Annotated in this window: 11 protein-coding genes; 1 reads left to right on the top strand and 10 read right to left on the bottom strand. The window is 42.7% G+C overall.

What is annotated here, in order from left to right; genetic code table 11:
* Positions 1–63: 63 nt before the first annotated feature.
* The 4 genes from AC0SAP_RS09145 to AC0SAP_RS09130 all read right to left on the bottom strand — a co-directional run bounded on the left by AC0SAP_RS09145 (position 64) and on the right by AC0SAP_RS09130 (position 4,354).
* Complete coding sequence (locus tag AC0SAP_RS09145) at positions 64–1,269, bottom strand: efflux RND transporter periplasmic adaptor subunit (RefSeq protein ID WP_473383945.1); 1,206 nt, start codon at positions 1,267–1,269, stop codon at positions 64–66.
* Positions 1,270–1,364: 95 nt separating this feature from the next.
* A complete protein-coding gene (locus AC0SAP_RS09140) occupies positions 1,365–1,853 on the bottom strand; it encodes a MarR family winged helix-turn-helix transcriptional regulator (protein ID WP_473383944.1) in 489 nt (162 codons plus the stop codon).
* A gap of 311 nt (positions 1,854–2,164) precedes the next feature.
* The gene (locus AC0SAP_RS09135) at positions 2,165–3,190 is read right to left on the bottom strand and encodes a methionine synthase (protein ID WP_473383943.1); all 1,026 of its coding nucleotides are present in this window, start codon (positions 3,188–3,190) and stop codon (positions 2,165–2,167) included.
* Positions 3,191–3,370: 180 nt separating this feature from the next.
* A complete protein-coding gene (locus AC0SAP_RS09130; protein WP_473383942.1) occupies positions 3,371–4,354 on the bottom strand; it encodes a DUF1852 domain-containing protein in 984 nt (327 codons plus the stop codon).
* Positions 4,355–4,753: 399 nt separating this feature from the next.
* Here AC0SAP_RS09130 and AC0SAP_RS09125 point away from each other — a divergent pair, with 399 nt between their 5' ends.
* A complete protein-coding gene (locus AC0SAP_RS09125) occupies positions 4,754–5,641 on the top strand; it encodes a LysR family transcriptional regulator (protein ID WP_286482019.1) in 888 nt (295 codons plus the stop codon).
* A gap of 36 nt (positions 5,642–5,677) precedes the next feature.
* On the opposite strand, the gene ccmB is transcribed toward AC0SAP_RS09125, so the two are convergent.
* From ccmB to AC0SAP_RS09095, 6 genes are read right to left on the bottom strand one after another with little or no spacing between them, the layout of a single operon-like run.
* Positions 5,678–6,349, bottom strand: a complete 672-nt coding sequence (gene ccmB, locus AC0SAP_RS09120) for a heme exporter protein CcmB (protein WP_473383941.1) — start codon at positions 6,347–6,349, stop codon at positions 5,678–5,680.
* Entirely contained in the window at positions 6,342–6,983 is a 642-nt protein-coding gene (ccmA, locus tag AC0SAP_RS09115) for a cytochrome c biogenesis heme-transporting ATPase CcmA (RefSeq protein ID WP_473383940.1), read from the bottom strand. Before ccmA ends, ccmB begins: the two co-directional genes overlap by 8 nt.
* 4 nt (positions 6,984–6,987) lie before the next feature.
* Positions 6,988–8,283, bottom strand: a complete 1,296-nt coding sequence (gene ccmI, locus AC0SAP_RS09110) for a c-type cytochrome biogenesis protein CcmI (RefSeq protein ID WP_473383939.1) — start codon at positions 8,281–8,283, stop codon at positions 6,988–6,990.
* A gap of 1 nt (position 8,284) precedes the next feature.
* Positions 8,285–8,761, bottom strand: coding sequence for a cytochrome c-type biogenesis protein (locus AC0SAP_RS09105; protein WP_094566595.1), 477 nt, complete (start codon positions 8,759–8,761; stop codon positions 8,285–8,287).
* Entirely contained in the window at positions 8,761–9,330 is a 570-nt protein-coding gene (locus AC0SAP_RS09100) for a DsbE family thiol:disulfide interchange protein (RefSeq protein WP_473383938.1), read from the bottom strand. The genes AC0SAP_RS09105 and AC0SAP_RS09100 overlap by 1 nt, the downstream gene beginning before the upstream one ends.
* Before the next feature lie 9 nt (positions 9,331–9,339).
* A complete protein-coding gene (locus AC0SAP_RS09095; RefSeq protein ID WP_473383937.1) occupies positions 9,340–11,310 on the bottom strand; it encodes a heme lyase CcmF/NrfE family subunit in 1,971 nt (656 codons plus the stop codon).
* Positions 11,311–11,344: the final 34 nt, after the last annotated feature.

Genomic DNA, 11,344 nt, shown 5'->3' with positions numbered 1-11,344 from the left:
AACAATTATCTAATCCTTTATTGTGTGATGATAATTTAAGGTAAATCAGTGGATCAAAAGATCTTACTGAATCGTATTATCATCTGGAATTACCTCAACTTTTACAGGCTGCCCACCGCTACGTTGAATCGCAGATTGCACCGACTGTAATCCCTTAACAACCACACGCTCTCCCTCTTTTAAGCCCTGTGCGATCACCCAATCTTGCTCATAAGCTCGAGAGATCTCAACCGGACGAATATGAGCGATATTTTCTTGATCGATCACAATCACAGTACTCACACCACCAGGACCTTGAGTGACTGCCTTTTGCGAGACCACTAACGCTCCCTCTTCGATCCCTTGCTGAACAACCGTACGAACAAACATTCCGGGGAGGAGACTGCCATCATTTTCAAACTGAGCCTGAAGGAAGATCGATCCTGTTGTCGGATCAACGGTCAGATCGGAGAACTTGATATAACCTACCTTGTCATAGAGTGAACCATCTTCGAGGTAGATACGGACCAAATGACCATCTTCCCACTCACCGGTTTCAAGATTTTCTACCTTTGTAGGGGTATAGACTCCACTCATAATCTTTTTACGTACGGCAGCATACTCAGCAGAAGAGTAGGTAATATTAACCTTCATCGGATTGAGTACCTGAATAACAGCCATCTCATTGACCTGACCTGGAGTAACGAGCGCCCCTTGCGTAAAGTTTGTTCGACCAATTTGCCCCGAGATCGGCGCTTCCATCTGGGTATAATCGAGATTGATCTTCGCATTAGTCACTTGTGCTTCAGCCCCTAAAACTTCTGCATTAGCCTGCATCAATGCCGCGTTGGCATCATCTACATCTTGTTGGCTCACCGCTTTTGACTTCTTCAATGCATTTAATCGATCTGCTTTAAGGCGCGCCGCGTTTTGATTCGCTTTAGCACGCTCTAATGTTGCTTCTGCCTGTAATAGGCTTGCTTTATAAGTGGCAGGATCGATCTGATAGAGTTGATCCCCCTCATTGACAAAGCTTCCTTCCGTAAAATTAACAGAAAGAATAATGCCCCCCACCTGAGGACGAACCTCTGCAATGACTGAAGCTTCCGTTCTTCCCGGCAACTCTGCCTCAACGGTAATATTTTTCCGTTCAACCTCTTGAACGACCGCTTGCGGTGTCATCATCGCTGGACCGGCTTGATGCTCTTCAGCGCATGCCGCAACTAATAGAGCAAGCCCGATACTTCCCGCAATATTTCGAATATATTGAAAATGATTTCGCTTTCTCATCTTATCTCTCATCTATGCCATATTAATAATTTAAGAAGTAATATATGGTCCTATCTAAATTAGGCTTCTTCTCCATTACTCAACTTTTGATTCTCTTAATTCTGCTGATTTTTCTTCGCACTCACAATATTAAGTGCTTCATCGAGCATCCGAATCGATGCTAAAAATTGTTCCGCTTGCTCTACTCCAACAATCTTTGCCACATCTGCAAGCCATTGCCCATAAACCTTTGCTCTAACATCTTGATAGTAAGCGGCTCCCACAGCGGTCACTTTATAGAGTGGAGAGCGCTTATTCTGCGGATTCTCCACCGCCTCAATATAACCATTCTCTAGTAGTAGGCAGATCTGTCGCTGTACCGCTTGACGGGAGGTAGAGCGAAGTTGTGCAATCTGTGGCACGGTTAAAGGCTCCGGCTCACAATGAATGATCGATAAGATGGCCCAGCAAGAGTGGGTCATATCACTCTCTGCCGCAACCAATAGATCTTCACTGATCCGGTGCAGTTTTGATAAAAGGGTAAATATCTCTTGGAACATCGAAACAAAGAGCTGTTTCTGTTCAATTGGGTGATTTTCGGTCATGATCTCTCTTTTAGAAAGAATTAAAACAATAGGCTAAATAGTAAGTCTTGACAACAATGTTGTCAACATTTTTCCAAGGAAAAAATTAAGAGGAGAGAAAGATCACCTAAGTTATCTCCCTCTCCTCTCTACACTTGATCCTCAATCTTAAAGCTCTCTCACAGACCTCGATATGGATACGCAAATCACGAGTAATGAGTAATGAGTAATTCATGAATTACTCATAGTTTATGCATGATTTATTTATAATCTACCCATCCTGACTATAATCTCAACGTTATCATCCTGACGCTATTGCTCTTAATTTCTCACTAAGAGAGCTCTCTTCGAACGATCTCTGCCCCGGCACTAAGCGCCCGTAACTTACCATTTGCTACCGTGCGTGAGAGCGGAGTCATGCCACAATTGGTACTTGGATAGAGCTTATCGGCATCCACAAACTGTAATGCCTTTCTCAATGTAGCCGCAACCTCTTCAGCAGTCTCAATCTGATTTGTCGCAACATCAATCGCACCGACCATCACTTTTTTACCACGAATGAGTTCAATCAGATCCATCGGCACATGGGAATTTTGGCACTCTAAGGAGATAATATCGATCTTCGATTGTTGTAATTTAGGGAAAGATTCCTCATATTGGCGCCACTCTGAACCGAGTGTCTTCTTCCAATCAGTATTCGCTTTAATACCATAGCCATAACAGATATGGACCGCTGTTTCACAATTCAATCCTTCAATCGCTCGCTCTAACGTAGCAATACCCCAATCATTAACCTCATCAAAGAAGACATTAAATGCCGGCTCATCAAATTGGATAATATCGACTCCCGCAGCTTCAAGCTCTTTTGCCTCTTCATTGAGGATTTTAGCAAACTCCCATGCAAGCTTTTCACGACTTTTATAGTAATCATCATAGAGGGTATCGATCATGGTCATCGGTCCTGGCAATGCCCACTTGATCGGCTTTTGAGTATGTTGACGTAAGAACTTAGCATCCTCGACAAAGACGGGGCGCTCTCTCGATACGGCATCAAAAACAGTAGGAACACTCGCATCATAGCGATCACGAATACGAACAGTCTCCCGCTTTTCAAAATCAACACCGCTAAGATGCTCAATAAAGGTGGTCACAAAGTGTTGTCGTGTCTGTTCGCCATCGCTGACAATATCAATACCCGCTGCTTCCTGCTCAATTAAGGAGAGTAGAAGGGCATCTCTTTTCGCTTGCTCTAATGCCTCTCCCTCTAATTTCCAAGGGGACCAAAGTTTTTCAGGCTCTGCAATCCAAGAAGGCTTAGGGAGGCTACCGGCAGTTGAAGTTGGCAATAATTTTTTCATTTTAATAATCCCTATTTGACTGTCTCTGTTGTTATTATCTATTGTTTGTTATTTTTGTTATTACTGATCGATTTCGAGTCTGCTTTTACGATCTACCTGAACGATTTACTTTAACGATCTCTCTTAACGATCTCTCTTAATGACCTGTTTTAATGACCTCATCGCTCTTTTATCATGCGATCAAACGCTGAAGTTAACTCTTTTCGCCCATGCATCTAAAATCTGCTGATACGGCTTAATAAAATGTTCTTCCGTAAAGATGCCTTGCTCTACTGCAAGACGATTACGCTCTTCACGATCATAGACAATCTGTGTCGATGAGAAGTCTTGATGTGTTAAGCTAGGTTGGTAAATCGCACTTGCCGGAGAATTACTATTGTAGATCTCAGGTCGATAGATCTTCTGAAAGGTCTCCATCGTACTGATCGTTCCGATCAGCTCAAGAGGGCTATAATCATTGAGCAGATCACCGGAGAAGTAGAAAGCAAGCGGTGCTACGCTCCCCTTAGGCATAAAGTAACGCACCTCTAGCCCCATCTTTGCAAAGTATTGATCCGTTAAAGAGCGCTCACCTTGCTGATACTCAATCCCTAAAATCGGATGCTCATTCTCTGTCCGTCTGTAGGTTCGACTTCCCGCAACACTCAGACAGATCACCGGCGCTTTACTGAAATTTTGTTGATAGAGGTCGGAGCGTAAAAAATATTGAAAGAGTTTGCCATGCAACTCACCAAATTGATCAGGGAGAGAAAACTCTGTTTGATCACGATTATGATTGAGAAGAAGAACACTAAAATCGTAATCGCGTACATAAGAGGAGAAGTTATTACCCACAATTCCTTCGATTCGCTCTCCCGTTTGATGATCGATAATGGTCGTTTCTAAGATCTCAATCATCGGAAATTGTTCACCGTTTCCCTCAATATCAATATCGACAGAGATAATCTCAATCTCAACGGCATAGCGGTTCCCTTGAGGATTATCCCAATTTGCCAAACTATTAAAGCGATTATTAATCATATTGAGAGTATTACGTAAATTCTCTTGCCGACTCTCACCTCGTGCTAAGTTAGCAAAGTTGGTGGTCAAACGAGTTTCATTGGCGGGTTGATAATTCTCATCAAAGTTAATTCGTCTAATATTAAAGGTAAATGCGTCTGACATGACTTCTCCTGATATTGAGTAGCGGTAAATAATGTAGATCGGAATATAGATCGGGGATATAGAAGAAGATCTAATAGATCTATTAAATAGAGAGATGTCATTGATAAAACCCTCTTTGCTATTATCGTTTTGAAGGGTTTAGTGAGAAGCATTAACTCGGTAGGAGCTTCTCTCTCTTTAATAACATCTTGAACTGAGAATCATTGTAGGAAGAGCAACAAATGAAGTAAAATGATCATATTTCAATAATCGATGAATTCTGCTCATATATTAAGTTCAGCTATGACACTCTTCTCTAGAACTCTTCTATAGATCGATCTAATATCGATATTAGATCGACATTCTGAATATCCTACATTTACCACTCTACCTAGCTTCTCTAAGAGGTCCTTTAAAATTATGTTAGAACGAATCCACCTTACTATTGTGCAACAGGTCGATAAACAAGGCTCTTTAACCGCAGCTGCAAAAGCGCTCCATCTCTCTCAATCGGCACTTAGCCATAGTATTCGCAAGCTTGAAGAACGATTAGGAATTGAAATTTGGCGGCGAGAAGGACGACATTTAGAATTAACACAGTCAGGGGCTTATCTACTCTCTGTTGCCAATCGAGTGCTTCCACAGCTAACACTTGCTGAGGAGCGCCTCAAACAGTTTGCCGAAGGGGAACGTGGCGCATTACGGATCGGCATGGAGTGTCACCCTTGTTACCAATGGCTTTTAAAGGTGATCGCCCCCTATCTAAACGCTTGGCCAGATGTGGATGTAGATGTGAAACAGAAGTTTCAATTTGGAGGTATTGGTGCGCTTCTCGGCTATGAAATCGATCTGTTAGTCACGCCTGATCCACTCTATAAACCTAATTTACGCTTCGATCCTGTCTTCGATTATGAGCAGGTTTTAGTGGTTGCGAAAGATCATCCTCTAGCGACAGTATCCTTTGCAGAGCCTGAAGATCTGATCGAAGAGATCTTAATTAGCTATCCTGTCGATATTGGCCGACTCGATATCTATAATCAATTTCTTCTACCGGCAGGCATCACACCTAGACGCCACAAAACGATTGAAACTACCGATATTATGTTACAGATGGTTGCTAGTGGTCGCGGGGTAGCCGCCCTTCCACGTTGGTTGATTGAAGAGTATTGCGAGCGATTACCGATTATACCGGTTCGCCTTGGAGAGCAAGGAATCGCAAAACAGATCTTTTTAGGCTCACGAATTTCAGATCAAAAAATCGATTATCTAGAGGCTTTTATAGAGATAGCGCACCAATCTCCTCGATAACAGAATGATTGATGGCTGATGGTTGATGAGCCTAGATTAATCTAGACTCATTTTAATGGCAAAAGCGGTCACAATCGGGGCAATAATGAGAGCAGCTAAATCAGCACCAATGAGAATCAACATCAAGCTACTTAAAGAGTGCCCCTCCTGTAAACGGGAGATCAATTGGACACCAATCAATAAAATAGGGACATAGAGTGGCAAGATAATAATGCTCAAAAGAAGGCCCGCTTGCCGTAAACCGACTAAAAGCGCAACACACATCGCCCCAACAAAACTCAACAGCGGGGTTCCCACTAGGAGGATTAAAGCAACCACTACCGATTCTGACAGAGTAAAGCCTAACATCACCGCTAAAATCGGTGAGAAGATTACAAGCGGAAGCCCCGTCACCAACCAATGCGCTATAATTTTGCCTAAAATCAGACTATAGAGCGGCGCACCACTGATTGCCATCTGCTCAAGCGAGCCATCATCAAAATCATTTTTAAAGATTCGATCAAGGACCAAAATTGTTGAAAGAAGTGCTGCAATCCAGAGAATTGCAGGTGCAGCAGCCTTTAATAATTTCTGATTTTCCAACCCCAATCCTAACGGGAAGAGCGAGATAATAATCAAGAAGAAGATGAGCGGCATAAAGATCTCGGAGCGATTACGCATCGCGACCCGAATATCTCTCACAATAATATCGATCACTACATTAAACATCTGTGCGGAACCTCTCGATCACTAATGTTTTAGAGACAACTTCTTCTACCGGCGCTTGATGTGAAGTAAAGATAATCCCCCCGCCACTTTGATAATGGGCCTTCATCTTCTGCTCAAGAAGAGCGATAGAATCGATATCGAGCGCAGTAAAAGGCTCATCTAAGATCCAAATTGCACTCTCTTCGAGCCAGAGCCTTGCTAGGGCGACACGTCTCTTCTGCCCTGCCGAAAAGTAACGGATAGGACGCTCCTCTAACGGAAGACCTAAGAGTGAAAACACCTCTAAAATTTGCTCTCGTGCAATCCGTTTTCCACGTAGCTTCAATAAAAAAGAGAGGTTCTCTATCGCCGTCAAATCGAGATTGAGGCTCAACTGATGACCCACATAGGAGATCTCTCTTGAGTAGTGATGAAGCAATTCTCGTCGTTCCACTTGATTGAGATATATATCTCCCTGATAGCGTTGACTAATACCGGCAAGTACCCGTAATGAAGTAGTTTTCCCTGCGCCATTACGCCCTTTAATATAGAGAGACTCTCCATTTGTTAAGTTAAATGAAAAGGGTTTGAAGATCGGTCGATAATTTCGCGTTACACCGAGCGCTTCCACCTCCAAGTTAAAGGGCGCTACCATAGATCTACTCCACAATATGGTCTAAAAGAAGATTAATTCCCTGATTGAGATCAGGTACCGCGACCGCTGTCGATTCAATATCGCCGGCTGAAGTGGTAGGATCACCATTGAGACTAATCTTCGCTGAAGCACTCAAATCATGCTTACTCGCTAAAGAAGCCGATCCCGGCATTAAGAGATCCTGATCCCCCATTGTCACTCTTAATGGGAAGGTCTCAATTGCCGCAAGCGGAATACGTTTTGCCGCCAACGGTGGTCCGACAGGTTGATCCCTTAGATAGATAAAGAGTACCGCCTCTTGCGGAAGTTGTTGCACAATCTCTTCCGATAATGAGATCGTGACCGGAAGAGTCACCTTGTCTGCTGTCACCATCTCTGCCGGCTGATTCATTCCTTGACCTGTTAAGGTATCGATCATCGCTAAAATCACGCGGCGATTCTCTGAATCCTCAGGGTAGAGATCAGCTAAAATAGAGAAGAAGTGCATCGCCTTATCAACTTTCTGATTCTCAAATAGGACTGTTCCGTAATAGAGAAGTAGACTTTCGTTGGTGGCATTATTTAAGACAAATTGATCAAAAAGCGACTCTAAACGATTATCGAGTTGATAGTTGTTCTTTGCTAGCTGAATATTTAAGAGCGTATAGTAGGTGTTATCATTGGTAGGATCGAGACGATAGAGATCGAGATAACTCTTCTCTGCTAAACCTAATTGATCCATATTAAGATAGATCTTCCCTAAAAGATTGAGTTCCTTAGGATCGGTATGATGATCTCTTGAGCTCATTAAATTGAGTGCTGCTAACGTTCCTAACAGATTCTGTTGTAATGGCTCTGGAGGATTGAGATCCATCAGATTGCTCTCACGTTGAAGATCTTCAATAGAGGTCGCCGCCAACCAAGCCTTCACATAAGGAAGTGCCGCCGCTCGCTGATTATCGAGATTTTTGGCATCCTCAGAGTAACCATCTGCCCAAAAGTAGAGTGCAGAAAAAGCAATAATCACCCCACCAAAAAGAAAGGTGATCCACTTAAGAGCCGGCGTCAATGGTTGATCAGGATGCGCAACTGCTAAAAGATCTTTTGCAAGCTCCACTTTTGTTGCTTCATAAGTCGCCTCATCGATCTTTCCACGTGCTAAATCATCATCGAGAGTCTCTGTCTCATCAAGATATTTATCGCGATAAACCTCTTTAAGTCGTGGATATTTTCCTGCGCTCTTGCCCCACAAGGCAAATCCTATAAATAGAAGCGAGATCAGGATGAAAAGGAGTGTGTATGTTATACCTAGTGCCGTCATTTTAATTATCTTTTCTCGTCAATATTTCATCTAATCGTGCCTGATCTTCTGCCGTTAACTCTTTGGGCGCGGCCACTTTTACAACAGCCGGTTTGCGACGCTTTGCCAAGAAAACAAGCGCTAAAATCAATAAGAGCAACACAAAAGGGCTAAACCAGAGCAACCATGTTACCGGTTTTACCGGCGGGTTATACATCACAAAGTCACCATAACGATCAACCATAAAGCTGATAATCTGTGCATCTGCTTGCCCATCAATAATCATATCGTAAGTCAAATCACGCATATCTTGTGCAAGCGGCGCATCAGAATCTGCGATATTCTGATTTTGACACTTTGGACAGCGTAATTCTCGCGTTAAACTCTGAAAACGACGCTCATCAACAGGATTATTAAACTCATAAAGATTGACAGAGGCAAAACTATAACCTGAGGTCAATAATAGAACCAATGTGATGATTGAAAATAGATATCTCACTACTGATCTCCCTTCGTATGATTCTCTTGATCATTACGCTTAAAGCTCGATTCATAGATCGCTTTGAGCTCATTGTTCCATAGATCGACTGTCATCTCGCCCACATGTCGATAGACAATCACATTATCAGCATCTAAGAAGTAGGTCTCAGGTGCACCATAGACCCCTAAATTGAGACCGATCTTGCCACTCTCATCGGCAATGGTAAAGATATAAGGATTCCCTAAATCTCTTAACCAACGGTAAGCAAGTTGTGGATCATCTTTATAATCGACACCATAGATCGGAACACCTGTTGCGCCAATCTCTTTAAGCGCCTCATGCTCTGCCTCACAAGTTGGACACCATGTTGCCCAAATATTGAGAAGCGCAGGCCCTTGAATATCCTCATCTGTTAAGATTCTCGCTTGACTCCCAGGCGCTGCAACCTCATAGGCACTGAAAGGGGGTAATGGTTTCCCCTTCAACGCTGAAGGAAGGTAACTCGCATCATTCTCTAAACTCATAAAGAGAAAGATAAGAAAGCCTACAACAACCACTACAATCCCGGCTATAATTGCTCTTAACATCGATCCCTCCTATTGAACAGTTTCTATATTATCAGTTGATTGAAGCTGCTTTCGCCCAATGCGGTAACGGCGGTCAAGCATTGATAGTAACGCGGCGATGGAGATAATGATACCTCCTAGCCAGATCCAACGAACAAATGGTTTGACATAGAGACGAATAGCCCACGCATTTTCAGCGCGCTCCTCCGCCATAGCAACATAAAGATCATCTAAAAGAGAGGGTCTTAAAGCGACTTCACTAATCGGCATTCCGCTAACGGTATAGGTTCTCTTCTCGGGATACATCATGCGTAAGGGCTTTCCATTTTGGTAGACCTGAATAATCCCTTTTGTCCCAATATAGTTTGAACCCTGAACATCTTCGAGCGCCAATAGCTCAAAACCATACTCTCTTACCTGAACCGTCTCTCCCACTCGAACTAAACGATCTTGCTCATCACTATAGTGAGATGTGAGTGTAATTCCCACGATCGTTATAATTAATCCTAAATGCCCAAGATTCATTCCCCAACGTGATAATGATTGATGTTTGAGTGCTTGGAAGAAGTTATCACTCTTACGTCCATTGAGTTTGATCTCAAAGAGAATTCCAAAGAAGACCCAATAGCTGAGAATCAGACTGATCACCACTAAAGGATCCAATTGACCCGCATAGAGATAACTACTTCCCACACCAAAAATGAGTGAAAGAAGCGCCATAATACTCAAAGGCTTCTTAATACGGGAGAAGGAGTCCTGCTTAAAACGAAGGAGCGGAGTAAAACCTAATACAACAAGCAGTAAAAGTGAGATAGGAACAAGATACTCATTGAAATATCCCTCTCCTACGGAGATTTTACCAATCTGCAAAATATCAACGATCAATGGATAGAGCGTCCCTAAGACTACAACAAAGCAGGCCACCGAAAGAAAGATATTATTAAAGAGAATTCCCGACTCTTTTGAGATCAAGCTAAGATGCGACTCTTGGCGAATTTTATAAGATCTAAAGAGCAGTAAGAGAAATGCAAAAAGTGTAATAATACCAAGAAGGAAGAGGATAAATTGTCCTCTCGAAGGATCTGCCGCAAAGGAGTGAACGGAGGTTAAAACACCTGAACGTACAAGAAAGGTTCCTAAGACACTTAAGCAGAAGGTTAAAATAGCAATAATAACGGTCCAGAGAGTAAAAGCTTTACGCTTTTCTGTCGCTGCTAAGGAGTGAAGCAGTGCTGCACCTAAAATCCAAGGGATCAATGATGCATTTTCAACTGGATCCCAGAACCACCAGCCACCCCAGCCTAACTCATAATATGCCCACCAACTTCCAACTGTGATCCCTAAGGTTAAGAATCCCCAAGCTGCCAATGCCCAAGGACGCACCCATCTGACAGAGAGCCGATCGATATGCCCTGTCATTAAGATCGCACACATAAATGCATAGGGAACTGCAAAACCAACATATCCCATATAGAGAAGTGGCGGATGAATGATTAAACCAACATCTTGTAGTAAGGGGTTGAGATCTCGTCCATCATAGAGATCGAGCGTTAAATTACGGGCAAAAGGGTCGGAAGTAAAGATTAAAAATGCAATAAAACCAACTGTAATCCCCCCTAAAACCGCTAAAGTTGCTGCTGAAAGCTCTAAAGGCATCTTACGAGTATAGAAGACAACTGCTAACATCCAGAGCACTAATGTTAAAACCCATAGTAACATCGAGCCTTCATGCCCACCCCAAATTGCGGTAATTTTATAAACTCCCGGCAATTTAGTATTGGAATTTTGAAAAACATAAGAGAAGCTAAAATCATTAATCCAAAAGAGATGACCGAGATAGATAAAGGAGAAGGCCACAAGCACAAAAAGCCATATGGTTAATGGCCTTGCACTATACATCAATTGTGGATTACGAAACTTAATGCCGACTAGCGGCAAGATAAAGAGTGCTATAGAAACACCGAGCGCAATATAGAGCGCGAGCTGACCCAACGGAAGCATAGTTATTATTAATCCTTACATATTAATTCTATAG

The sequence above is a fragment of the Ignatzschineria sp. PL_is040 genome (assembly GCF_055813795.1).
The sequence above is the reverse complement of the archived record's forward strand: the minus strand, read 5'-3'. Positions and strand labels throughout refer to the sequence as shown.